The following is a 22,830-nucleotide window of genomic DNA, read 5'->3' on the forward strand; positions in this document are numbered from 1 at the left end:
TGCGGCTGCTAGTGCAGCATTACGGATCGGAGGGTAAGATTGCAACCACAATCAGCAATATTTTGTAATTTTATGTCGCGGCAAAATTTACCTCAGGGCAAAATAGCGGCATCTGCCACTTCTGCAGGCGTCAGGTCCGAAATGTGAATCGGCTCGATCTTGGTGCTGAGATGCGCAATCGAGTTCGCGTAATAGGCAAGGATAAGACGGTCGGGCTTGTGGATGTGATAGGTCGCACCAGGCCCCTCGCCCGTCTTGGTGATCAGTTTGCGCAACAAAAGTTCGCGCAGTCCGAACTCGGCTGCATAAGCCATATCGCTGCGTGGAATGTGGACATGAACATCTTGCGCCTCCATATCCTGCACCAAAGCTTGGAACCGCGCTTCGATTTCAGCGTGGTTTAGCCCGTCGCCTTCCAACAAAATGGCCGAGACCAGTGGTACGGGCAGCACGGGTACCACGTCCCGGATCCGCGACATAAGCTCATGCCCCAAGGGTTCCAGAACGTCTTCCGGTGCGCGCCCATCAAGATAGTCAATCAACGACACCGGGTCCCCGAAAGATACGGACGCATAGCCAAAGCTGTGGAAGCGGCCAGTGATCCTCTGCCACAGGTGCCGTCCCACATGGCGGGCTACATATTTAAAGCGCAGCCCAAAGCGGCGACTGCCCTTAATGTCGGCGGACACCAGCACCCGGTCTTCCAGCACACGGTCATAGTTCATGGCCACGGGGATGAAGACCACGTTGCGGCTTTCGCCCGGGATGAAGTCTTGCACGATATAGCTAAGCAACCCCAGCTTCGGATCACCGACTTCTCCATTCAGGCTTAATCCGCCCTCAGGGAACATGGCTTGCGTCACGCCCCCATCGGTTGCCATGCGCACATAGCGCGACAGCACTTTACGATACAGGTTATTGCGGCTTTTGCGCCGGATGAAATACGCGCCCATGGACCGGATCAACGTCCGCAAGGGCCAAACCCGCGCCCATTCCCCCACTGCATAAGACAGGTGAGACCGCTCAGCCGCCAGCCATGTGACCAGCACGTAATCCATGTTGGAACGGTGGTTCATCACAAAGATCACCGTGGCGTCAGGGTCGATCTCGCCCAGTCGCGCTTCGTCAAACGCACCCAGACGGACGCGATAAAAGGCGCGACTGATCAGTTTTGCCAAACGGATGCCGAACCCGAAATAGGCTGTGGCCGAGAAGCGCGGCACGATCTCGCGGGCGTAACGCTGCGCTTTTTCAAAGGCAACCTGTTCCGGGATGCCTGCCTTGCGCGCGTGATCGACAATCGCTTTTGCGACCTCGGGATCATAAGACAGGCGCTGCACCATGTCGTAACGTCGCGCTAGCTTGAACGGCTCGATCGGGCGTTCAAGACGCTCGTTCAGCTGTTCAACCGCGCGCTCCAGACGCTTCCGAAAGAACCAGCGCACGGATGGAAACAGGAAATGCGACGCGAAGGTCACCGTGGCGAAAGCCAGGATAAGAACAAGCAACCAAAGAGGAAGTTCCACCACACGCGTCATATAAAACCTGTCTCACCATTTTGCTCAAAGGTAAAGCACAAGCCGCCTAGGGACCGCGCACCACCCCACGTAACTTTATTCTCTTCATTTTACCCCTTGCGTAATTTTCTTGCGCGACTAAAAATGCTGCAGCGCAACATAAGGTGAGTCTCTGACATGTCTTCGAACAGCCCAACATCCACGGTCCGCCCCTGGCTTTTCCGCACCTATGCCGGTCACTCGACCGCCAAAGCCTCGAACGAGCTGTATCGCACCAATTTGGCAAAAGGGCAGACAGGGCTTTCTGTTGCTTTCGACCTGCCGACACAGACGGGCTATGACAGCGATCACAAACTGTCGCGCGGCGAAGTGGGTAAGGTAGGTGTTCCGCTAAGCCACTTGGGCGACATGCGCGCGCTGTTTGACAACATCCCGCTCGAGCAGATGAACACCTCGATGACGATTAACGCCACTGCGCCGTGGTTGTTGTCGCTTTATATTGCTGCGGCCGAGGAACAGAGCGCCGATATCTCGAAGCTGCAAGGCACCGTTCAGAACGACATCATCAAAGAATACCTGTCGCGCGGCACATATGTGTGCCCGCCAAAGCCGTCGTTGCGCATGATCACCGACGTTGCTGCCTATACCCGTGAACACCTGCCGAAATGGAACCCCATGAACGTGTGTTCCTATCACCTGCAGGAAGCCGGTGCGACGCCAGAGGAGGAGCTGGCGTTCGCACTGGCCACTGCCATTGCCGTGCTGGACGATCTGAAGGACAAAGTGCCCGCCGAGGCCTTCCCCGCCATGGTCGGCCGCATCAGCTTCTTCGTGAACGCCGGCATCCGCTTCGTCACCGAGATGTGCAAAATGCGCGCTTTTGTCGAGCTGTGGGACGAAATCACCCGCGAGCGTTATGGCGTCGAAGACCCAAAATTCCGCCGCTTCCGTTATGGCGTTCAGGTGAACAGCCTTGGCCTGACCGAGCAGCAGCCGGAAAACAACGTCTACCGCATCCTGATCGAGATGCTGGCCGTGACCCTGTCGAAAAATGCCCGCGCCCGCGCGGTGCAGCTGCCCGCGTGGAACGAAGCGCTTGGCCTGCCGCGTCCGTGGGATCAGCAGTGGTCGCTGCGTATGCAACAGATTCTGGCCTATGAAACCGACCTGCTGGAGTTTGACGACTTGTTCGACGAAAACCCCGCCGTGGAACGCAAAGTGGCGGAACTGAAAGACGGCGCACGTGCGGAACTGGCGCAGATCGACGGCATGGGCGGCGCTGTTGCCGCCATCGAATACATGAAGTCGCGGCTGGTCGAGAGCAACGCTGCCCGCATCGGCAAGATCGAGGTTGGCGACACAACCGTGGTTGGCGTGAACAAATGGCTCGAGACCACCGAAAGCCCGCTGACCGCTGGCGACGGGGCCATCATGGTCGCCGACAAGGAAGCCGAAGCTGATCAGATCGCGCGTTTGGAACATTGGCGTGCGGACCGCGATGACAAAGCGGTGCAGGACGCGCTGAACGCCCTGCGCGCTGCCGCAAAATCCGGCGAGAACATCATGCCCTCGTCCATCGCTGCCGCCAAAGCCGGTGTGACCACCGGCGAATGGGGCGAAGTGATGCGCCAGACCTTTGGCCAGTATCGCGCACCAACCGGCGTGTCGAAGAACCCCTCGAACCGCACTGAGGGGCTGGATGAAATCCGAAACCGTGTCGACGCTGTGTCCGACGCTCTGGGCCGCCGCTTGACCTTCTTGGTCGGCAAACCGGGGCTTGACGGACACTCGAACGGGGCCGAACAGATCGCCGCCCGCGCGCGCGACTGCGGCATGGATATCACCTATGAAGGCATCCGTCTGACGCCAGAAGAACTCGTCGCTTCAGCAATTGAGACCAAAGCGCATGTTGTTGGCCTGTCGATCCTGTCTGGCAGCCACATCCCGCTTTTGGAAGAGCTGATGGAGCGCATGAAAGAAGCCGGTTTGGGTGACGTCCCCGTCGTGGCCGGTGGTATCATCCCCGACGAAGACGCTGAACGTCTGCGTGCGATGGGTGTAGCCAAGGTCTATACGCCCAAGGATTTCGAGCTCAACACGATCATGGAAGACATCGTGACACTGGTGGCCCCTGCCCCGGTCGCAGCTGAATAGCACGCGCAACACTTCGCATTGGAAACAAATGACGCGATTTTGCACCAATCGGTGCGGAATTCGGCCTTATTTCGCGGGTAGTTCTCGGGAAAGTGGTTTGTTGTGTCCAATCAAAGGCGTGCGTCCAAATGAAAAAGCTCTTCCTGTCGGCAGCTTTGGGGCTGCTCACCTCTCTGACCCCTGCCTTGGCAAGCGATCTTGTCTTGGTCAGCTCGACGGGCGCGAAATTCAATTACTATAAGCCGACCGCCAATGATCACCTGAGCGCCATTGAAAAACAGGCCTATGACATCCTCATGCGCGAGCGTAGAAAGCACGGATTGGCGCCGATCCCGCTTTCGTCAAGCCTGACCCTTGTGGCCGGACGCCATGTCGAAGATTTCACCCGCAACATTGCCCCACGGGGCGGTCCCCTGCGCGGCACAAACACACACAGTTGGAGCGACGCACCCTACTACGCCAATCACAAGGCCCCAAAGGCTATGTGGGATGCGCCCAAACGGTTGCGCACCAAGTATCGCAAAAACGCCTATGAGATCACCGCATGGGGCTATAGCGACCCCGAGGTCGTGATCAAGGGCTTCCTGAACTCGCCCAATCACCGCAAGGTCATCCTGAACCAAGGCATGTGGAAGCGAAAGACGTGGCGTTCGGTCGGGATTGGCTTTGGTCGCGCAAAAGTTCAGGGGCAATACCGGACCTTCTGGTCGATCTGGTTCGGGGATGCCAAAGACCCAGCGGGCAAGCCCAAGCATAACTAAGACCGGCACCGAGAAACTTTATTGCACCAGCGTCAAGGCGGCTTCCTCTTGCGCTTGGTGCAAACATGGCATGATAAAGAATGGGAAACGCGCCAGCGCATGGGGGATCCCTTTGCCAGCGCAACACCATGACTTTAGGAGTCAAGCATGACCGTCCATATCGGGGCCGAACAGGGCCAAATCGCTGAAACCGTTTTGATGCCGGGCGACCCGTACCGTGCCCGCTGGGCCGCCGAGACCTTTCTGGAAGAGGCCGAGCTGGTGAACGAGGTGCGCGGGATGTTCGGCTTTACCGGCACTTACAAAGGCAACCGTGTGACCATTCAGGGGTCAGGCATGGGGATGCCGTCGATCTCGATCTACGCCAACGAGTTGATCCGCGACTACGGTGCGAAAACGCTGATCCGCATCGGGTCCTGTGGCGGAATGCAGCCGCAGGTGAAAGTGCGCGACGTGGTTATTGCGATGACCTGCACGACAGTGGGCACACCCTCGAACACCATTTTCCGCGAGCTGAATTATTCGCCCTGCGCCGATTATGGCCTACTGGAAGCCGCCGTTGCCGCCGCGCGTGGGCGCGACGTGGGTGTGCATGTCGGCGGGATTTACAGCTCGGATACGTTTTATGACGAACGCCCGGACCTGAACAAAGAAATGACCCGCCACGGCATTCTGGGGGTCGAGATGGAAGCCGCCGAGCTTTACATCCTCGCTGCCCGACATGGCGTGCGGGCGCTGGGGATCATGACAGTTTCAGATCACCTGCAAACCGGCGAGGCACTGCCATCAGACCAGCGCGAGAAGACCTTTGGCGATATGGTCGAGATTGCGCTTGAGGCGGCATTCGCCTGATCAAAGCACACAGTCCAGAACGTGAAAGAGGCGCCCTGCGGCGCCTCTTTTCTTAGTCGTCCTTGGAATTGTCACCCGCAGGTAATGTGGGCCACGGTCCTTCCGCCCTTGGTGCGGCGCCCGGCTTGGTCGCTGCCTCGGCTTTCCGTGCGGCCCGCCGCGCAAACAGCCCCGGCCCCGGCCCGTCTTCTCCGTACCATTCCTCGTTCCGTGTGGCGTACATGGTCGCGCCGATCGCCACGAAGGCCAGCGTCGCGCCCGCCAGAAGGGCATAATCGGTTGAATAGAGGATCAGATAGAGCACCGCGTAAAGCAGCACCAACATGCCGCCCAAGACCCATGTCCGCGTGCCCAGTTTCAGGGCAAACTTCCCGAACATCAAAAGCAAAAGGATCAACGCCGCCGCCGAGCCGACATAGGCCGCTGTAAAGCCCACTTGTTCCGCATAGGCCAGCATCAACAGGGTGAACACGGCCTGCGACAACCCGATCAGCAAATACTGCACCGGATGCACCGGACGTTTGCTTTGCATGTCCATCAGCAGAACCGTCAGGAAGGTCAGTGAAACGAACAGAATGCCATAGCGCGCCGCGCGCCAAGCCTTTTGATAGAAGTCATTGGGCTGATAGAAACTGACCCCAAATGCCGTATCCCGTCGCGCGGTTTGCTCGTAATCCTGACGCGAGATCTGGGGCAAGCTGCGCGCCAGATGCGGGATGGTCCACGTGGCTTGAAAGCCGGCTTCCGAGATCTCGGACCCGTCTGGCAGGAACGCCCCGCCGAAGCTGGGATCGGGCCAGTCACTGTTCATCTGAACAGTAGAGTTGCGGCCAACGGGAGCCACCCGCAGTTCGGCTGCGCCGTTCAATCCCAGCGCCAGATCGAATTGCGTCTGCTCCTTGCCGCCCGGCAAGGACGCCGTCAAACCCGCAGCTTCGCCCAAGGGCTCCATCAGGATTTCATCCGCGCCCGAGGTCAAATGCGCTTCACCTCGCAATGCGCGGTTCGAGCTGACAGTCAGACGCAGGCTGGCCTCGTCCCAGACGGCGAACTCGCCTTCTTCCAGCGTGGCCTCGACCCGGTCAAAGGGGAACTCGGTCTTGATGTTTGCCTGCGCCTGATAGACCGGCACCTGAAAGATACCGCGATGGCGCATCTGGGTTTCGGTGGTGATCTGCACGTCGAACACGTCCGGATAGACAAACAGCGGCTGTCTGTTTTCGATCCGCTCGACCTCGACCATCTTTTGCAGGTTCGTGCCAGTTTCCTTGTCACGCTCGATCAGACCGGTTTCCGGGTCGATCACATTGTGCAGCTCGGTCACTTTGACCCGCGCCTTGACTGGGATCACGACCTTGGGCCCGGCGATTGTCTGCTGTCCGCCCCATTCCTGTCCGACCGACCGGATCGTGTCTTCGGAATAATGTTTCCGGGAGTTCACGATATCCGACACCATCATCAGTGGGATGAACATCACAAGGCACAGAACGCCTACGATAATAAACCGCCAGCCAAGGGATCGCATGGCAAACTCCTTATTCAAATTGGGTGTAAGGTATGCGCGCCGCCACAACTTACAAGGGCGGGGTTTCCCTAACGCCCGTGACTTTGGTCATAGCGGTTCACCGGCGGTGAGCGCCAATCGCCCAGCACGCCAGCTTCCGGTGCGAAGACCTCGACCAACAGCGGATAGCACGCGGCGCTGTCCGAACTATGTTGGTCCGAACAGTCCCCACCGGGACACGCGCTGAGTGCCCCCAGAAGGTTGATTTCCGCAAAGAATTCAAGATAGTCGCCGGGACGTACCGGGCTGGCTTTCATGAAATACTGGCCGGTGTCGCGGGTAAAGCCCGTGCACATGAAGACGTTTAGCACGTCATGCACATGAGGTTGTGCTTCGTCCAGCGAACAGCCCAGATGATCCGCCAAAGCACGGGTCAGGTTGGAGTGGCAGCAATGGTGATACTGCCCACCGGACAGCAGATTGTTGGTATAGGGATCGCAGCGCGTGCCGATGACGTCGTGGACTGAACCTCCGAAGTCGTCAAACCCGTACCAATCCAGCGTGTCGTCAATGATCGTTGCCATCGGACGCATGGCGGGAAAGCTGGTCCACATGCGGTCTGAGACCGACAGATGCGTGCCGTGCAAAGCACGTGTTTTGCCCGAGTAAAAGCGCTCATTCAGGTCATCCGCGTTCCACAGGTTCAGGTCGCCGACCTGCGGCCCGTCGACCGAAGATATACGGAGAAATTGCCCCGCTGGCACAGTGAATGTGCGTGCGTCGCGCGCTGGGACCAAAACTTCGTCCACCTTCTGCGCTGTCGCACGTGCCGCGCGGTACAGCTCCAGCTCCGGGGCCAGCAAGCTGTCCACCGGGTAACAAATCACCGGCTTCATCGCCTTCATGGCTTCCGCATCTGCAGGGGCGCTGTGGGACGGGTTCTGGGGTTTCATAGGGTGCTCCGATTGACTGAATGCATCAAGACACGCCCCGCGCCCAATTGACAAGACCCCGCAGGCTTGCCAAGTCAGAGGCGAAGGGAAAGCTGATGAAACTTGCTTATGTGATTGCGCCCGGACGGGGCACGACGAACCTGCTTTTGGCCGGTGTGGCACAGGCTTTGGCCGACAAGGGCGTGACCCTGTGCGGGACCGTGCAACTGGACACCGAACGGGCCGAGGAACACCATTGCGACATGGACGTGTTGGTGCTGCCTGATGGGCCGAAAATCCGCATCAGCCAATACCTTGGCGCCAATGCGCGGGGCTGCAAACTGAACCCCGAGGCGCTGGAAACCGCTGTCGGCCAGACCGAGGAACGCCTGCGGTCCGGGGCTGATCTGCTGCTGGTCAACAAGTTCGGCAAGCAAGAGGCCGAGGGCCGCGGCTTTCGTGAAGCCATTGGGCAAGCGCTGGCGCAGGATATTCCCGCCATCATCGGGCTTAGCGAAAGGTCGCGCGATGCGTTCATGACCTTCGTGGGCGAGGCCGAGGAAATCGCGCCCGAACATGACGCCGTATTGAGCTGGGCGCTGTCCGCCACCGGTCGCGCGTAAGTCAGGAGCCTTCGGTGAACCAACGAACCTTCCGCACGCAGCCCGCACATAACAGCTATGACGTCGTGATTGTCGGCGGCGCGATCATGGGATCTTCGGTCGCGTGGTGGCTGTCGCAGGACGCGGATTTTGATGGGCAAGTGCTGGTGATCGAGCGCGATCCCAGCTTTACGCAATGTTCCACCGCCCATACAAATTCCTGCATTCGGCAGCAGTTCTCTGAAGAATTAAACGTAAAAGTTTCACAATTCACTCTTCAGTTCATCAAAGACCTGCGCGCCAATATGGGCGGAGATCCTCGCATCGAAAACATCGAGGTGCAGGATTTCGGATATCTCTATCTGGCCGACAACGCCGCGCGGGCCGAGGAATTGAAGGCAGCCCAAGCCATGCAATCCACCCTTGGCGCTGGCACCCGCATCATGTCCCGCGACGAACTGGCCGAGGCGTACCCGTTCTACGATCTGGACGACATCCTGCTGGGCAGTCACGGAGCGGTCGACGAAGGCTATTGGGACGGCGGTGCCTTGTTCGACTGGTTCCGGCGCAAGGCAATGGAAGCGGGCGTGGAGTACCTGTCCGGCGAGGTGACGGACATCCAGACGGACGGCGCACGCGCCACGTCGGTTACTCTGTCAGACGGCACCGAAATCGGCTGCGGGCAGTTGGTGAATGCGGCGGGACCACGTGCCGCGCAGCTTGCGACACTGGCCGGGCTGGACGTACCTATCGAGCCGCGCAAACGCTTCACTTGGGTGTTCAGCGCCGCCAACCCCTTGGACCGTCCGCTTCCCCTGACGATCGATCCCAGCGGCATTCACGTCCGCCAAGACGGGCCGGAAACTTACATGGTCGGGGCCGCGCCCTTCGACGATGTGGCCGTCGCGCCGGATGATTTCCACATGGATCACAGCATCTGGGAAACCCATGTCTGGCCGCATATCGCCACGCGCATCCCTCAGTTCGAGGCGTTAAAAATCGTTACCGAATGGGCGGGGCATTATGCCTATAACACGTTGGATCAGAACGCTGTCCTTGGCCCGCACCCCGAGGTCGAAAACTTCCATTTCGTCAATGGGTTCTCGGGCCACGGGCTGCAACAAGCCCCCGCGATGGGACGTGGACTGGCCGAGTTGATCACCCATGGCCACTTCCACAGTATGGATCTGTCGCCCTTTGGGTATGAACGGATCGTCACCGGCACCCCCTTTGGCGAACGCGCCGTGATCTAGCCAGCCGTGCCTTAGCCGCGGTGCGCGCCGTCAGCCAAGGTCTTCACGAAGTCCAGAATATCGGCAACAGGCTCGCCCGCGCCGATCTTCGACACGATGGCCGATCCGACCACGGTGCCATCCGCCACACTGGCAATCGCCTCGGCTTTGTCTGGGGTGTTCACACCGAAGCCCACAATCACCGGAATATCCGTGGCCGCTTTGATGCGGGCCACTTCGGGGCCAACATTGCCCGCTTGCGCTTCCGCCGATCCGGTCACGCCGGTGACCGAGACGTAATAAACAAAGCCCGAAGTGTTTTGCAGAACCTTCGGCAGGCGCTTGTCGTCTGTGGTCGGGGTCGCCAGACGGATGAAATTCAGACCCGCTTTCTGCGCAGGGATGCACAGCTCGTCGTCCTCTTCAGGTGGCAGATCCACGACGATCAGACCGTCTACGCCAGCGGCTTTCGCATCGATGAGAAACTTGTCCACGCCACGGTTATAGATCGGGTTGTAATACCCCATCAGCACGATCGGTGTGGTGTCGTCTTCCTTGCGAAACTCGGTGGCCATATCCAGCGTCTTTTGCAGCGTCATGCCACCTTCAAGCGCACGCTGACCGGCCAGCTGAATGGTTGGGCCGTCTGCCATCGGATCGGTGAAAGGCACGCCCAGCTCGATCACGTCGACACCAGCGGCGGGCAGCCCCTTCATCACTTCAAGCGAGGTTTCCACATCCGGATCACCACCCATGATATAGGCAACAAAGGCTTTCTGGCCCTTTTCCTTAAGTGCTGCGAATTTGGCGTCGATGCGAGTCATGCCCGGTCCTTTCCTTGGTCCCGCCCGGTTTGCCCAAGCGGGACAGGAAAATCAATGGGTCACTCGTAATCACTGTCCGCCATGATCATCCAACGCACACCGAACTTGTCGGTCAATGTCCCAAAAAGAGAGGTCCAGAACATCGGTGACAGCGGCATTCGCACTTCGCCGCCCTTAGCCAAGGCATCGAATACGCGACGGGTTTCGTCGTCACCCGCCAAGGATACGCAAACATTGCACCCTACCATATCGGGCGCATTGTCATCACCCTCGTCCGAGGCAAACAAAAAACCATCACCGATCTTAACAGAGGCATGCATGACCGCATCCGGAGATATACCGGGCATCTGGGCTTGATCCTCTGCGGGCATGTCCGAGAAAGCCATGATTTCTGGCTTTGTGCCGAAGATTTCGCCATAGGCTGTGACGGCCTCGCGGCATTTACCTTTAATGAAGACATAGGGAATGGGTTGCATTTCTCTTCCTCCTATTGCTCCCGACGATCCCACCACGCTTGCGCCCGGCCTGTCAAAGCCCTAGAACGCGCGGGTGTTTCAACGACGGAGGCCGTGATGGGTTTCAAGATGGGTATCGTGGGTCTGCCGAATGTGGGCAAATCGACGCTTTTCAATGCACTGACCAAGACGGCTGCCGCGCAGGCTGCAAACTTTCCGTTCTGCACCATTGAACCCAATACGGGCGAAGTGAACGTCCCCGATGCGCGTCTGGATAAACTGGCTGCAATTGCGTCCTCGAAAGAGATCATTCCCGCCCGCATGACCTTTGTGGACATCGCCGGGTTGGTAAAAGGCGCGTCCAAAGGCGAAGGGCTGGGCAACCAGTTTCTGGCCAACATTCGCGAAACGGACGCGATTGCCCATGTGCTGCGCTGCTTTGACGATGGCGATGTGACCCATGTCGATGGCCGCGTGAACCCGGTTGAAGACGCCGAAGTGATCGAGACCGAGCTGATGCTAGCCGATCTGGAAAGCATCGAAAAGCGCCGCGCCGGTCTGGTCCGCAAGCTGAAGGGCAACGACAAGGACGCCCAGCAGCAGGATCGCCTTCTGGCCGCCGCGCAAGAGGCGCTGGAGAACGGTCAGCCTGCCCGCACCGTCGAGGTGGACGAGGAAGACAAGAAAGCGTGGAAGATGCTTCAGCTTCTGACCACCAAGAAGATCCTCTATGTCTGCAATGTTGACGAAGGCGATGCGGCCACTGGCAACGCCTATTCGAAAGCGGTGGAAGAAATGGCCGCCGCTCAGGGTGCTGCATCCGTCGTGATTTCGGCCAAGATCGAAGAAGAGATTAGCCAGCTCGATGACGAGGACATGGAGATGTTCTTGGAAGAACTTGGACTGGCCGAAGCTGGTCTGGACCGCTTGATCCGCGCCGGTTACGAGCTTCTGCACCTTGAAACCTATTTCACCGTCGGCCCGAAAGAAGCGCGCGCCTGGACCATCCGCGAAGGCACTATGGCCCCGCAGGCCGCTGGTGTGATTCACGGTGATTTCGAACGCGGTTTCATCCGAGCCGAGACCATTGCCTATGAGGATTACGTCGAATTGGGCGGCGAAGGTCCAGCGAAAGAGGCAGGCAAGATGCGGGCCGAGGGTAAGGGCTATATGGTCAAGGACGGCGACGTGCTGCACTTCTTGTTCAACGCCTAATCTGACTTACATATCAATAAGCTAAAGCCGCAACTGCCCGTTGCGGCTTTTTATTTGCACCAAAGATGCCAGCACGTTGATCAACGCTGGCCTTTAGCTGCTCAATTCCTTGGCATCCGCGAAAAACTTTTACCATTGGGTAAAATTTCTGGCCAAGTATCCATTTCTGTGCCTTACTGAATGGACCAAAGCCAATTCAAGGAACTAGCTATGGCACATATCAACAGGGAAAACGGCGTTGCAGCCGGGCGGTTAGACCCGACGCAAGTTGCCGACAACTTTACAGACCTTCACCCGGAATATGATGAACACGAGGCTCTCGTCGCGGCAGATCGCTGTTACTTCTGCCACGACGCACCATGCATGACCGCCTGCCCGACCTCGATCGACATTCCGCTTTTTATCCGTCAGATCGCCACCGGCACGCCCGAGGCCGCGGCGAAGACCATTCTGAACCAGAACATTCTAGGCGGCATGTGCGCTCGCGTTTGTCCTACAGAAACACTGTGCGAAGAAGTCTGCGTGCGCGAAACCGCCGAAGGCAAGCCAGTCGAAATCGGACGCCTTCAGCGCTATGCGACTGACACCGTAATGGCCTCAAACACCCATCCGTTCGCCCGCGCCGATAAGACAGGCAAATCAGTTGCCGTCGTTGGTGCTGGCCCCGCAGGCCTGGCCTGCGCACACCGTCTGGTCATGCTGGGACATGACGTTGTGGTGTTCGAGGCACGCGCGAAAGGCGGTGGTCTGAACGAGTTCGGCATCGCCGCCTATAAATCCACCGACGACTTCGCCCAGCGCGAGCTGGACTGGCTTCTGTCCATCGGCGGGATCGAAATCCGCTATGGCCAATCGCTTGGGCAGACAATCACTCTGGACGCGCTGCAAAGCGATTTCGACGCGGTCTTCCTTGGCATGGGGCTTAGCGCCGTGAACGCATTGGGCATGGACGGCGAAGACAAGGACAACGTCTTGGACGCCGTCGACTTCATCGCAGATCTGCGTCAGGCATCAGACATGACCGCCCTGCCCGTCGGGCGGCGCGTTGTCGTCATCGGTGGCGGCATGACCGCGATTGATGCGGGCGTGCAGGCCAAATTGCTGGGCGCGGAAGATGTCACCATCGTCTATCGCCGCGGGCAAGAAGCGATGGCTGCATCCAGTTTCGAACAGGAGCTGGCGCAGCAAAAGGGTGTGACCCTGATCTGCAACGCGACTCCGGTGGGTGTCGAAGGCAACGGATCGCTGACCGGCGTTACTTTTGCCTATACTGAAACGCAAAACGGCAAGCTGGTCACGCTGGACGAGACCTTCACCTTGCCTGCCGATCAGCTGTTCAAAGCCATCGGTCAAAAGCTGGGCGACACGCCTGACGCTCTGACCTTGGAAGGCGGCAAGATCAAGGTCGATGACGCGCAGCGCAGCAGTGTCTCAGGTGTCTGGGCCGGGGGTGACTGTGCCTCGGGTGGAGATGACCTGACCGTCACCGCCGTTGCCGAAGGTCGCGATGCGGCCATGGACATCCACGCCAGCCTGAAAGGGGCAAGCTAATGGCTGATCTGACATCAAACTTTCTTGGAATTTCCTCCCCGAACCCGTTCTGGCTGGCCTCGGCTCCGCCCACGGATAAGGAATACAACGTCCGCCGGGCATTCGAAGCCGGCTGGGGCGGCGTGGTTTGGAAAACGCTGGGCGCGGAAGGCCCGCCCGTCGTCAACGTGAATGGCCCACGCTATGGCGCCATTCACGGTGCGGATCGTCGTCTTCTGGGACTGAACAACATCGAGCTGATTACGGACCGCCCTCTCGAGGTGAACCTCGCCGAAATGACCCGCGTGAAGAAGGACTATCCTGATCATGCCCTGATCGCTTCGGTCATGGTGCCCTGCGAGGAAGAGGCGTGGAAAGAGATCATTCCCCGCATCGCAGAGACCGGCTGTGATGGGTTTGAACTGAACTTCGGTTGCCCGCATGGCATGGCTGAACGTGGCATGGGATCCGCCGTGGGTCAGGTGCCCGAATATATCGAAATGGTCACCCGCTGGTGCAAAGCCGCCACCGACCTGCCGGTGATTGTGAAGCTGACGCCGAACATCACCAACATCCTGCACCCGGCACAAGCCGCCAAGGATGGGGGCGCCGATGCGGTCAGCCTGATAAACACGATCAACTCGATCACCTCGGTCAATCTAGATGCTATGTCGCCCGAGCCTATGATCGACGGGAAAGGCACCCATGGTGGCTATTGCGGCCCAGCGGTGAAGCCCATTGCCCTGAACATGGTCGCCGAAATCGCGCGCAACCCCGGCACGCATGGCCTGCCCATCTCGGGCATTGGCGGTGTGACCACATGGCGTGACGCGGCCGAGTTCATGGCGCTTGGCGCAGGCAATGTGCAGGTTTGCACCGCCGCCATGACCTATGGCTTCAAAGTGGTGCAAGAGATGATCTCGGGCCTCAGCCAATGGATGGATGAACAGGGTTACAATTCGATTGATGAAATTGTTGGTCGTGCCGTTCCGAATGTCACAGATTGGCAGTATCTGAATCTGAACCACGTTACCAAGGCGCGGATCAGCCAAGAGGATTGCATCAAATGCGGTCGGTGTTATGCCGCTTGCGAAGACACCTCGCATCAGGCAATCAGCATGTCAGAGGATCGGGTTTTTGATGTGAAAGACGACGAATGCGTTGCTTGCAACCTGTGCGTCAATGTCTGCCCCGTCGAAGGCTGTATCACGATGGAAACCATCGCGCCCGGCGCTATGGACGAACGGACCGGAAAGCCTGTTGCGGATGAATATGCGAACTGGACAACCCACCCCAACAACCCCAGCGCAACCGCTGCGGAATAAGCAACCTTCGGCCCTGCTGCCTGCGTGGCAGGGCCATTTCGCGATGCTCAGCTTTTCGATGTTGGTGTCGCTGTCCTTCACCTTTGGACATATCGTGGCCCGCGACATGGCCCCGGCGGCGTTAAGCACCGTACGGTTTGCATTGGCGGCCTTGTTGCTAATGGCGGTTGCCAAGGCGATGCGGGTACCAATTGCCCCAGTGTTTCAACGCTTCTGGCGCTTTGGATTGATGGGCGGGCTGATGGCCATCTATTTCATCACGATGTTCGAGGCGCTGCGCGTCACATCTGCCGTATCAACCGCCGCCGTGTTTACCCTGACCCCGTTGATGGCTGCCGGGTTCGGCTATGTCATCGCGCGTCAACACGCCAGCTGTTGGACGCTGATCGCTTTGTCCATCGGCGCATTGGGTGCCATTTGGGTAATCTTCCGCGCCGATCTAAACGCGCTTTTCAGGTTCGAGATTGGCTTTGGTGAAGCCCTGTTCACCATCGGCGCTTTCGCCCACGCAATGGTCCCAGCGCTCGCTCGCAAGTTGGCGCATGATGTGAAACCGGTGCAGACTTCAATCGGGACCATTCTGGGCGCACTGATGGTCACGGCCATCTACGGCGCGCCGGACTTGATCGCAACGGATTATGCAGCCCTGCGCCCTGCCGTCTGGCTGGTGATCATCTATTTGGCTGTTGCGGCCACCGCCGGGTCGTTCTTCCTGCTGCAATACGCCGCCCAACGCCTGCCCGCGGGCAAGGTCATGGCCTATACTTATCTGGTGCCAAGCTGGGTCGTGCTGTGGGATTTGCTGCTGCATGGCAAAACCCAGCCGATGATGCTGCTTTTGGGGGTCGGTGCGACGCTTCTGGCGCTGCTTATGCTGCTTAGGGCTGAAGCGTCCTGATCAGCATATTCTTAATAAAGACTTCTGCATCCTCAAACCGCGTTTCCGACCGGTCCGGCCCAAGAACCGAGCGCACCTGAACGTCGAAATCGGCATAATGCTGTGTCATCGCCCAGATCGAAAAGATCAGATGATGCGGGTCGGCTTGCACCAGCTTCCCGGCATCCATCCAGCCCTGAATGATGGTGGCTTTCTCGTCGACCAATGTCTTCAGTTCCGTCGGCAGTACCTCGCCCAGACGCGGGGCGCCGTGCAGGATTTCCGTCGCGAACAGGCGGCTTTCGCGGGGCATGTTGCGCGACATTTGAACCTTGCGCGAAACATAGGTCAGGATCTCGTCCAAGGGATCGCCATCCGCCGTTAAATCCCGCAGCGGCTGCACCCATTTTTCGAGCAAGCTCTCCAAAAGCTCGGCATAGATCTCGTCCTTGCCGGCGAAGTAATAGACCACGTTCTGCTTGGACAATCCGGCTGCCTTCGCGACCTGTTCTAACGTTGCCCCGCGCAGGCCTTTTTCGGAAAACACATCTAAAGCAGCCTCGAAAATCGCCTGCCGCTTTTCCACCTGATTGCGCGTCTTGCGCGCTGTGGCCCCCGCTCGCGCCATTACGCATCACCGTGCTTTATAACGCCCGACAAAAGCAAATCTTTCACCGCCGTTTTGGTATCGTCCCACTGACGGTTTGTCAGCTCAACACCTTCGTTCAGCGTGGTGATCTGATGGGTAAAATCCGCATAATGCTGCGTCGTCGCCCAAATCGCATAAAGCAAATGACGCGCGCTGATGGGGCGGATTTTTCCGCCCGCAATCCATGCCTCGATCACCACGATCCGGTCCTCGGTCCAGGACCGCAATTCGTCTTCCAGATAATCCTGCACGATGGGCGCGCGCTGAATGATTTCGTTGGCCCAAACCTTCGAGCCATAGGGCCGCGTCCGCGCCAGATCGAGCTTTGTGTCGATGTAATCGCCAAGCGCTTGTATGGGATCATTGTCGACCGCAATGCTGTCAGCCGCCGCACGCCAGATGTCAAAGATCTCGCCCACAACACGGCGATAGAGCTGTTCCTTGGTCTCGAAGTAATAGACCACGTTGGATTTCGGAATGCCCGCCTCAGCCGCGATTCGGCTGATGGACGCACCGGCATATCCGAACTCGGCAAACACACGTTCCGCTGCGGTTAGAATCCGCGCGGTCACTTCCTGCCGATTTCGGCTCTGGATGCCTTGGGTCGCTTTGTTCACATCTGCACTTTTCATCAAAATCCTGCGCAAAAAATGCGCAATGACCCTATTTGTGGCACGAGATTTCGCCGGAAAACAGGGGCTTTCTGCACGGTCGGTCAGAAAAATGTTGACCGATCGTGCAGAAATCATCCAGCCTGAGGGAAAGACGGAATCTAAATTCCGCGAACACATTCATGTGTACCCAAAGGGAGATGAATATGACCAATCGCAAGAACCTGCGTATTGACCCGGATCGGCTGTGGGACAGTCTGATGGAGATGGCCAAGATCGGCCCCGGCATCGCAGGCGGCAACAATCGCCAGACATTGACCGATGAAGACTCCGAGGGGCGCGCGCTGTTCCAGACATGGTGCGAAGCGGCGGGCATGACGATGGGCGTCGATACGATGGGCAACATGTTTGCCACCCGCCCCGGCGAAGACCCAGATGCCCTGCCCGTCTATATGGGCTCGCATTTGGATACGCAGCCCACGGGCGGCAAATATGACGGCGTTTTGGGCGTGCTGGGCGGGCTGGAAGCCGTTCGCACGATGAACGACCTGAACGTCAAAACGAAGCACCCGATCGTCGTGGCCAACTGGACCAACGAAGAAGGCACCCGCTTTGCGCCCGCCATGCTGGCCTCGGGCGTGTTTGCGGGAAAGCACACGCAAGACTGGGCCTATGACCGCGAAGATGCCGAGGGCAAGAAGTTCGGCGACGAGCTGAAGCGGATCGGCTGGGTCGGCGATGAAGAGGTCGGCGCGCGCAAGATGCACGCGATGTTCGAGCTACACATCGAACAAGGCCCCATTCTGGAGGCCGAGGGCAAAGACATCGGCGTTGTCACCCACGGTCAGGGTCTAAACTGGCTGGAAGTGACTATCACGGGCAAGGAAAGCCACACGGGTTCGACCCCCATGCATATGCGGATCAACGCGGGCCGTGGTCTGGCGCTGATCACCGAACTGGTCCACGAGATCGCGATGAAGCACCAGCCCAATGCGGTGGGGGCCATCGGGCATATCGACGTCTATCCAAACTCACGCAACATCATCCCCGGCAAAGTCGTCTGCACCGTCGATTTCCGCTCGCACCTGCAAGTGGTGATCGACGCGATGATCGCCGAGTTTGATGAACGTGCGCCGAAGCTTTGCGAGGGTATCGGCGTCGATATGAGCTGGGAAATGGTCGGCACCTTCGACCCGCCCGCCTTTGACGAGGGTTGTGTGAAAGCGGTCCGCGATGCGGCGGAAGAGCTGGGCTATAGTCACATGGATATCGTGTCCGGCGCAGGCCACGACGCCTGTTGGATCAACGAGATCTATCCAACGGCGATGATCATGTGCCCCTGTGTGGATGGTCTGAGCCATAACGAGGCCGAGGAGATTTCCAAGGACTGGGCCGCGGCGGGCACGGATGTGTTGCTGCATGCGGTGTTGGAAACGGCGGAGATTGTGGAGTGAAACTTGGAGACCTCAAAGAAAGCACCGCGCTCTTGGTTTGCGGCCACGTCTTTGATCGATCTGAAGAAATAAGGATGGTGATCTTCGATGATGAAGGACCTCAGGCGGTTTGCCGCCATGACCACCACGAAGAAAACACCAGTGACCAACCAAAGCTAATTGCTTTGCATCACCTGTTTGATTGGGAAGAAGGATTGGATTTTCTGAAAGAGCTTCAGCTTGGACAGCTAGCTTGGAAAACCGGACCTGATTCTTGGGAGATTGAATGGGTTGAACAGGGAGACAACAAATGACCAAAGTCATCAAAAACGGAACCGTCGTCACAGCCGATCTGACCTATAAGGCAGACGTCCTAATCGACAATGGCAAGATCATCGAGATCGGACCGGACCTAAAGGGCGACGAGACCCTCGACGCCACTGGCTGCTATGTCATGCCCGGCGGGATCGACCCGCATGTGCACCTCGAAATGCCGTTCATGGGCACGTACTCGTCGGATGATTTCGAAAGCGGCACGCGCGCCGGGCTGGCGGGCGGCACGACGATGGTGGTTGATTTCTGTCTGCCCAACCAAGGCGAAAGCCTGCTGGACGCGCTGAAGCGGTGGGACAACAAATCGACCCGCGCGAACTGTGATTACTCGTTCCACATGGCCGTGACGTGGTGGGGCGAGCAGGTGTTTAACGACATGCAGACCGTCGTGCAGGAGCGCGGCATCAACACGTTCAAGCACTTCCTGGCCTATAAGGGCGCGCTCATGGTGAATGATGACGAGCTTTATTCGTCATTCACCCGGCTTGCAGAACTTGGCGCGACCCCGATGGTCCATGCCGAAAACGGCGATGTGATCGCCGAGCTGTCGGCCAAGCTGCTGGCCGAGGGCAACACCGGGCCTGAGGCCCACGCCTATTCCCGCCCGAGCCAAGTCGAAGGCGAGGCCACCAACCGCGCGATCATGATTGCGGATATGGCAGGCGCGCCACTTTATGTGGTGCATGTGTCCTGCGAGGAAGCGCATGAGGCCATCCGCCGCGCCCGTATGCAGGGCAAGCGCGTGTGGGGCGAGCCTCTGATCCAGCACCTGACGCTGGATGAAAGCGAGTATTTCAACAAGGATTGGGACCACGCCGCCCGCCGTGTTATGTCGCCCCCCTTCCGCAATCAAAAGCACCAAGACAGCCTGTGGGCGGGTCTGCAATCGGGCAGCCTTTCGGTTGTCGCCACTGACCACTGCGCCTTCACGACCGAGCAGAAACGCTATGGCGTGGGCGACTTCACCAAGATCCCGAACGGCACCGGCGGGCTTGAGGATCGGATGCCGATGCTGTGGACCCACGGCGTGGCCACGGGCCGTCTGACGATGAATGAATTTGTCGCTGTGACCTCGACCAATATCGCGAAGATCCTGAACTGCTACCCACGCAAGGGGGCCGTTTTGGTCGGCGCGGATGCGGACCTTGTGGTCTGGGATCCTGAGAAGGAAAAAACCATCGCGGCCAGCAGCCAGCAATCGGCCATCGACTATAACGTCTTCGAGGGTCACGAGGTCAAAGGCCTGCCGCGCTTCACCCTGACACGCGGTCAGGTGGCCGTGCATGACGGAGAGATCCGCACGCAGGAAGGCCATGGCAAATTTGTCGCCCGCGAACCCAACGCAACCGTCAACACCGCGCTTTCGAAATGGAAAGAGCTTACCGCGCCTCAGCCCGTGAAACGCACCGGCATTCCGGCAACAGGAGTTTAATGCACGTGACTTCGGATACGGTAATCAAGGCAGAGAACCTTGATCTGACCTTTCAGACCAATGACGGCCCGGTTCATGCGTTGAAGGACGTGTCTCTGGACATCAAGAAGGGTGATTTTGTCAGCTTCATTGGCCCCTCGGGCTGTGGCAAAACCACCTTCCTACGCTGCATGGCGGATTTGGAAACGCCCACGGGCGGGAAGATTACGGTCAACGGCGTGACCCCGCACGAGGCGCGCCGATCGCGTGCCTATGGCTATGTCTTCCAGCATGCGGGGCTGTATCCATGGCGTACGATTGGAAAGAATGTGCGCCTGCCGCTGGAAATCATGGGCTATCCCAAGGCCGAGCAAGACGAGCGGATTAAGCGGGTGCTTGAGTTGGTCGATCTGGCGGGGTTCGAAAAGAAGTTCCCGTGGCAGCTGTCTGGCGGGATGCAGCAACGGGCCTCGATCGCCCGCGCGCTGGCCTTTGATGCCGATATCCTGTTGATGGACGAGCCCTTCGGCGCGCTGGACGAGATCGTGCGCGATCACCTGAACGAGCAGCTATTGAAGCTCTGGGCCAAGACGCAGAAGACGATCTGCTTTGTCACCCACTCGATCCCCGAGGCCGTGTACCTGTCGACCAAAATCGTCGTCATGTCCCCGCGGCCGGGCCGGATTTCCGACGTGATCGACTGCCCCCTGCCCGCCGAACGTCCGCTGGATATTCGCGACACGCAAGAGTTTCTGGACGTGGCACATAGGGTCCGCGAGGGGCTGCGCGCGGGGCATTCTTATGACTAGAACGCTGTTTCCTGTCCTGACGGTGCTGTTTGGCATTCTGGTGATCTGGTTTCTGGCCGTGGCCCCGATGAACATCCGCGTCACGCTGGATCAGGCTGCCCGCGCAGGAGCAAACGTCGTCCCGGCAGAAGCGGTCGAACGGCGCGAAGCCTCGACCCTATCATTACTGCTGAACAACCGCAGCCATATCGCAGGCGGCTATGACCTTGACCGTCCGCGGCTGCCGACGCCCGCACAGGTCGGGCAAGAGCTTTGGAAGACCACGGGCGCGATGATCCTGAAGGGCCGCACGTGGTCAAAACGGTCGCTGATCTATCATGGTTGGATCACGCTCCAATCTACCTTCTGGGGTTTCCTTTTGGGCACCACGGTCGGCATCCTTGGCGCTGTTCTGGTGGTGAAATCGCGCGTGATGGAGATGTCATTGGTTCCTTGGGCCATCATCTCGCAAGCGGTGCCGATTGTGGCGCTGGCTCCGATGATCATCGTCCTGTCGTCTCAGGCCGGGATCGAGGGGCGCGCCTTTCCCAAGGCGCTGATCTCGTCTTACCTGTGTTTCTTCCCAGTGATGGTCGGGATGATCAAAGGGCTGCGATCCCCCAGTGGCGAGCAACTGGACCTTCTGAAAACCTATTCGGCCTCGGGGCCTCAGCAATTCTTGAAATTGCGGGTGCCTGCGTCCCTGCCCTATCTGTTCACCTCACTGAAAATCGGCGTGGCTGCGGCTTTGGTCGGTGCCATCGTAGGCGAGCTTCCGACAGGAGCGATCAGCGGGCTGGGCGCGCGGATCCTGATCGGGGATCAGTTCGGAACGCCTTTGGCAATCTGGTCGGCGCTGTTTGCCGCCGCCATTCTGGCAGGCGTGTTGGTCACGCTGCTTGACCGAACGCAGCATGTGCTGCTGCGTAAGATGGGGATGCGCACATGAGCTGGATGATCCTCGCCCTTGTCTTCTGGACCTTCGCATGGGGTACAAACATCGCCCTTGTCCGCTCGCGCCTGTCCGACACGACGCTGGTGAAATACACAGTGCCGATTCTGTTCGGCCTGACCATCGTTGTCTTGTGGGAGGCCGTCGTGCACTCCTTCGCAATCTCCCCTGCCATCCTGCCCGCGCCTTCCGCCGTGGCAGACCGGTTCGTCAACTCGACCGGCATGTTGTGGGAGGACTTCGTTCAAACCGTCCTGAAGGGCGCTCTGCGTGGGTATATTTTCGGCGTGCTCGCGGCCTTCGTCGTTGCGATCCTGATCGACCGATCACCCTTCCTGACGCGCGGGCTTTTACCCATCGGGAACTTCGTGGCGGCCTTGCCCATCGTCGGCGTCGCTCCTATTTTGGTCAGCTGGTTTGGGTTTGACTGGCAATCCAAGGCCGCTGTCGTCGTCGTCATGGTGTTCTTCCCGGTGCTGGTGAACACCGTGCAAGGCCTGCGCGAAACCGACGCGATGTTGCGCGATCTGATGAAAACCTATGCCGCCGGATACGTTAAAACGCTGATAAAACTGCGCATCCCAGCCGCCACGCCCTTTATCTTCAACGGGCTGAAAGTGGCCGCGACGCTTGCCCTAATCGGGGCAATTGTGGCTGAATACTTTGGATCCCCGACCCGCGGGATGGGGTTCCGAATTTCAACGGGAGTCGGCAGCCTGTCGATTGATCTGGTCTGGGCTGAAATTGTCGTCGCCGCTCTTGCAGGTACTGCCTTTTATGGCGTCGTCGCATTTATCGAGAAAAAGGTGACCTTCTGGCACCCATCACAAAGAGGCTGAGCAAATCAGCCCGCACCCAAAAACAAACCAACAA

At 58.7% G+C, this 22,830-nt stretch carries 22 protein-coding genes; 15 read left to right on the plus strand and 7 right to left on the minus strand.

All coding sequences use genetic code 11. From position 1 onward, the window contains the following. Positions 1-92: 92 nt before the first annotated feature. Positions 93-1,538: a 1-acyl-sn-glycerol-3-phosphate acyltransferase gene (locus ACXAH3_RS10020; protein ID WP_474861947.1), complete on the minus strand. Its 1,446-nt coding sequence runs from the start codon at positions 1,536-1,538 to the stop codon at positions 93-95. 156 nt (positions 1,539-1,694) lie between these two features. Between ACXAH3_RS10020 and ACXAH3_RS10025 the strand changes: the two genes are divergently transcribed. The 3 genes from ACXAH3_RS10025 (at position 1,695) to deoD (ending at position 5,284) form a co-directional block, all read left to right on the plus strand. Further along, on the plus strand, positions 1,695-3,671 hold the full coding sequence (locus ACXAH3_RS10025) for a methylmalonyl-CoA mutase family protein (protein ID WP_474861948.1): 1,977 nt from the start codon (positions 1,695-1,697) through the stop codon (positions 3,669-3,671). 128 nt (positions 3,672-3,799) lie between these two features. Next, positions 3,800-4,432, plus strand: a complete 633-nt coding sequence (locus ACXAH3_RS10030) for a CAP domain-containing protein (RefSeq protein WP_474861949.1) — start codon at positions 3,800-3,802, stop codon at positions 4,430-4,432. 147 nt (positions 4,433-4,579) lie between these two features. Continuing rightward, positions 4,580-5,284, plus strand: a complete 705-nt coding sequence (gene deoD / locus ACXAH3_RS10035; protein ID WP_474861950.1) for a purine-nucleoside phosphorylase — start codon at positions 4,580-4,582, stop codon at positions 5,282-5,284. A 52-nt stretch (positions 5,285-5,336) separates the two neighbouring features. Here deoD and creD read toward each other — a convergent pair whose 3' ends face one another. Beyond that, a complete protein-coding gene (gene creD / locus ACXAH3_RS10040) occupies positions 5,337-6,809 on the minus strand; it encodes a cell envelope integrity protein CreD (protein WP_474861951.1) in 1,473 nt (490 codons plus the stop codon). 68 nt (positions 6,810-6,877) lie between these two features. Then, positions 6,878-7,741: an urea carboxylase-associated family protein gene (locus tag ACXAH3_RS10045; RefSeq protein ID WP_474861952.1), complete on the minus strand. Its 864-nt coding sequence runs from the start codon at positions 7,739-7,741 to the stop codon at positions 6,878-6,880. Positions 7,742-7,836: 95 nt separating this feature from the next. Between ACXAH3_RS10045 and ACXAH3_RS10050 the strand changes: the two genes are divergently transcribed. Then, positions 7,837-8,343: a DUF2478 domain-containing protein gene (locus ACXAH3_RS10050; protein ID WP_474861953.1), complete on the plus strand. Its 507-nt coding sequence runs from the start codon at positions 7,837-7,839 to the stop codon at positions 8,341-8,343. Between the two features lie 14 nt (positions 8,344-8,357). Continuing rightward, on the plus strand, positions 8,358-9,575 hold the full coding sequence (locus ACXAH3_RS10055; protein ID WP_474861954.1) for an NAD(P)/FAD-dependent oxidoreductase: 1,218 nt from the start codon (positions 8,358-8,360) through the stop codon (positions 9,573-9,575). A gap of 11 nt (positions 9,576-9,586) precedes the next feature. Here the strand turns inward: ACXAH3_RS10055 and trpA are convergent, their stop codons facing one another. Together trpA and ACXAH3_RS10065 are read right to left on the minus strand one after the other, a co-directional pair. Continuing rightward, on the minus strand, positions 9,587-10,378 hold the full coding sequence (trpA, locus tag ACXAH3_RS10060; RefSeq protein ID WP_474861955.1) for a tryptophan synthase subunit alpha: 792 nt from the start codon (positions 10,376-10,378) through the stop codon (positions 9,587-9,589). Positions 10,379-10,437: 59 nt separating this feature from the next. Continuing rightward, positions 10,438-10,854 (minus strand): VOC family protein, encoded by a 417-nt coding sequence (locus tag ACXAH3_RS10065; RefSeq protein WP_474861956.1) that lies wholly within the window; start codon positions 10,852-10,854, stop codon positions 10,438-10,440. Positions 10,855-10,950: 96 nt separating this feature from the next. On the opposite strand from ACXAH3_RS10065, the gene ychF reads away from it, so the two are divergent. From ychF to ACXAH3_RS10085, 4 genes are all read left to right on the plus strand, one after another. Continuing rightward, positions 10,951-12,048, plus strand: coding sequence for a redox-regulated ATPase YchF (gene ychF / locus ACXAH3_RS10070; RefSeq protein WP_474861957.1), 1,098 nt, complete (start codon positions 10,951-10,953; stop codon positions 12,046-12,048). 210 nt (positions 12,049-12,258) lie between these two features. Beyond that, a complete protein-coding gene (locus ACXAH3_RS10075) occupies positions 12,259-13,599 on the plus strand; it encodes an NAD(P)-dependent oxidoreductase (RefSeq protein ID WP_474861958.1) in 1,341 nt (446 codons plus the stop codon). Further along, positions 13,599-14,903 carry an NAD-dependent dihydropyrimidine dehydrogenase subunit PreA gene (gene preA / locus ACXAH3_RS10080; protein ID WP_474861959.1) on the plus strand — a complete coding sequence of 435 codons (1,305 nt, stop codon included), beginning with the start codon at positions 13,599-13,601 and terminating at the stop codon, positions 14,901-14,903. Before ACXAH3_RS10075 ends, preA begins: the two co-directional genes overlap by 1 nt. A gap of 43 nt (positions 14,904-14,946) precedes the next feature. After that, positions 14,947-15,801 (plus strand): DMT family transporter, encoded by an 855-nt coding sequence (locus ACXAH3_RS10085; protein WP_474861960.1) that lies wholly within the window; start codon positions 14,947-14,949, stop codon positions 15,799-15,801. Here the strand turns inward: ACXAH3_RS10085 and ACXAH3_RS10090 are convergent. Both ACXAH3_RS10090 and ACXAH3_RS10095 read right to left on the minus strand, forming a co-directional pair. Then, positions 15,782-16,408: a TetR family transcriptional regulator C-terminal domain-containing protein gene (locus ACXAH3_RS10090; RefSeq protein WP_474861961.1), complete on the minus strand. Its 627-nt coding sequence runs from the start codon at positions 16,406-16,408 to the stop codon at positions 15,782-15,784. The two genes, ACXAH3_RS10085 and ACXAH3_RS10090, sit on opposite strands and share 20 nt — an antisense overlap. Then, a complete protein-coding gene (locus ACXAH3_RS10095) occupies positions 16,408-17,061 on the minus strand; it encodes a TetR family transcriptional regulator C-terminal domain-containing protein (RefSeq protein ID WP_474861962.1) in 654 nt (217 codons plus the stop codon). Before ACXAH3_RS10095 ends, ACXAH3_RS10090 begins: the two co-directional genes overlap by 1 nt. A gap of 185 nt (positions 17,062-17,246) precedes the next feature. Here ACXAH3_RS10095 and ACXAH3_RS10100 point away from each other — a divergent pair, with 185 nt between their 5' ends. From ACXAH3_RS10100 to ACXAH3_RS10125, 6 genes are read left to right on the plus strand one after another with little or no spacing between them, the layout of a single operon-like run. Next, on the plus strand, positions 17,247-18,494 hold the full coding sequence (locus ACXAH3_RS10100; protein WP_474861963.1) for a Zn-dependent hydrolase: 1,248 nt from the start codon (positions 17,247-17,249) through the stop codon (positions 18,492-18,494). Beyond that, positions 18,491-18,787 (plus strand): hypothetical protein, encoded by a 297-nt coding sequence (locus ACXAH3_RS10105; RefSeq protein WP_474861964.1) that lies wholly within the window; start codon positions 18,491-18,493, stop codon positions 18,785-18,787. The genes ACXAH3_RS10100 and ACXAH3_RS10105 overlap by 4 nt, the downstream gene beginning before the upstream one ends. After that, positions 18,784-20,238 carry a dihydropyrimidinase gene (hydA, locus tag ACXAH3_RS10110; protein WP_474861965.1) on the plus strand — a complete coding sequence of 485 codons (1,455 nt, stop codon included), beginning with the start codon at positions 18,784-18,786 and terminating at the stop codon, positions 20,236-20,238. The genes ACXAH3_RS10105 and hydA overlap by 4 nt, the downstream gene beginning before the upstream one ends. Beyond that, entirely contained in the window at positions 20,238-21,026 is a 789-nt protein-coding gene (locus ACXAH3_RS10115) for an ABC transporter ATP-binding protein (protein WP_474861966.1), read from the plus strand. Before hydA ends, ACXAH3_RS10115 begins: the two co-directional genes overlap by 1 nt. Beyond that, positions 21,019-21,954: an ABC transporter permease gene (locus tag ACXAH3_RS10120; RefSeq protein WP_474861967.1), complete on the plus strand. Its 936-nt coding sequence runs from the start codon at positions 21,019-21,021 to the stop codon at positions 21,952-21,954. The genes ACXAH3_RS10115 and ACXAH3_RS10120 overlap by 8 nt, the downstream gene beginning before the upstream one ends. Next, a complete protein-coding gene (locus ACXAH3_RS10125) occupies positions 21,951-22,796 on the plus strand; it encodes an ABC transporter permease (protein WP_474861968.1) in 846 nt (281 codons plus the stop codon). The genes ACXAH3_RS10120 and ACXAH3_RS10125 overlap by 4 nt, the downstream gene beginning before the upstream one ends. The last annotated feature ends 34 nt before the right edge of the window (positions 22,797-22,830 follow it).

It is taken from the genome of Aliiroseovarius sp. ABM4_368, from assembly GCF_056161205.1.

Excerpts from the sequence above, each read along its gene's own strand:
- ACXAH3_RS10020 (WP_474861947.1), bottom strand. The coding sequence starts at position 1,538 with ATGACGCGTGTGGTGGAACTTCCTCTTTGGTTGCTTGTTCTTATCCTG.
- ACXAH3_RS10025 (WP_474861948.1), top strand. The coding sequence starts at position 1,695 with ATGTCTTCGAACAGCCCAACATCCACGGTCCGCCCCTGGCTTTTCCGC.
- ACXAH3_RS10030 (WP_474861949.1), top strand. The coding sequence starts at position 3,800 with ATGAAAAAGCTCTTCCTGTCGGCAGCTTTGGGGCTGCTCACCTCTCTG.
- deoD (WP_474861950.1), top strand. The coding sequence starts at position 4,580 with ATGACCGTCCATATCGGGGCCGAACAGGGCCAAATCGCTGAAACCGTT.
- creD (WP_474861951.1), bottom strand. The coding sequence starts at position 6,809 with ATGCGATCCCTTGGCTGGCGGTTTATTATCGTAGGCGTTCTGTGCCTT.
- ACXAH3_RS10045 (WP_474861952.1), bottom strand. The coding sequence starts at position 7,741 with ATGAAACCCCAGAACCCGTCCCACAGCGCCCCTGCAGATGCGGAAGCC.
- ACXAH3_RS10050 (WP_474861953.1), top strand. The coding sequence starts at position 7,837 with ATGAAACTTGCTTATGTGATTGCGCCCGGACGGGGCACGACGAACCTG.
- trpA (WP_474861955.1), bottom strand. The coding sequence starts at position 10,378 with ATGACTCGCATCGACGCCAAATTCGCAGCACTTAAGGAAAAGGGCCAG.
- ACXAH3_RS10065 (WP_474861956.1), bottom strand. The coding sequence starts at position 10,854 with ATGCAACCCATTCCCTATGTCTTCATTAAAGGTAAATGCCGCGAGGCC.
- ychF (WP_474861957.1), top strand. The coding sequence starts at position 10,951 with ATGGGTTTCAAGATGGGTATCGTGGGTCTGCCGAATGTGGGCAAATCG.
- ACXAH3_RS10075 (WP_474861958.1), top strand. The coding sequence starts at position 12,259 with ATGGCACATATCAACAGGGAAAACGGCGTTGCAGCCGGGCGGTTAGAC.
- preA (WP_474861959.1), top strand. The coding sequence starts at position 13,599 with ATGGCTGATCTGACATCAAACTTTCTTGGAATTTCCTCCCCGAACCCG.
- ACXAH3_RS10085 (WP_474861960.1), top strand. The coding sequence starts at position 14,947 with ATGCTCAGCTTTTCGATGTTGGTGTCGCTGTCCTTCACCTTTGGACAT.
- ACXAH3_RS10090 (WP_474861961.1), bottom strand. The coding sequence starts at position 16,408 with ATGGCGCGAGCGGGGGCCACAGCGCGCAAGACGCGCAATCAGGTGGAA.
- ACXAH3_RS10095 (WP_474861962.1), bottom strand. The coding sequence starts at position 17,061 with ATGAAAAGTGCAGATGTGAACAAAGCGACCCAAGGCATCCAGAGCCGA.
- ACXAH3_RS10100 (WP_474861963.1), top strand. The coding sequence starts at position 17,247 with ATGACCAATCGCAAGAACCTGCGTATTGACCCGGATCGGCTGTGGGAC.
- hydA (WP_474861965.1), top strand. The coding sequence starts at position 18,784 with ATGACCAAAGTCATCAAAAACGGAACCGTCGTCACAGCCGATCTGACC.
- ACXAH3_RS10115 (WP_474861966.1), top strand. The coding sequence starts at position 20,238 with ATGCACGTGACTTCGGATACGGTAATCAAGGCAGAGAACCTTGATCTG.
- ACXAH3_RS10120 (WP_474861967.1), top strand. The coding sequence starts at position 21,019 with ATGACTAGAACGCTGTTTCCTGTCCTGACGGTGCTGTTTGGCATTCTG.
- ACXAH3_RS10125 (WP_474861968.1), top strand. The coding sequence starts at position 21,951 with ATGAGCTGGATGATCCTCGCCCTTGTCTTCTGGACCTTCGCATGGGGT.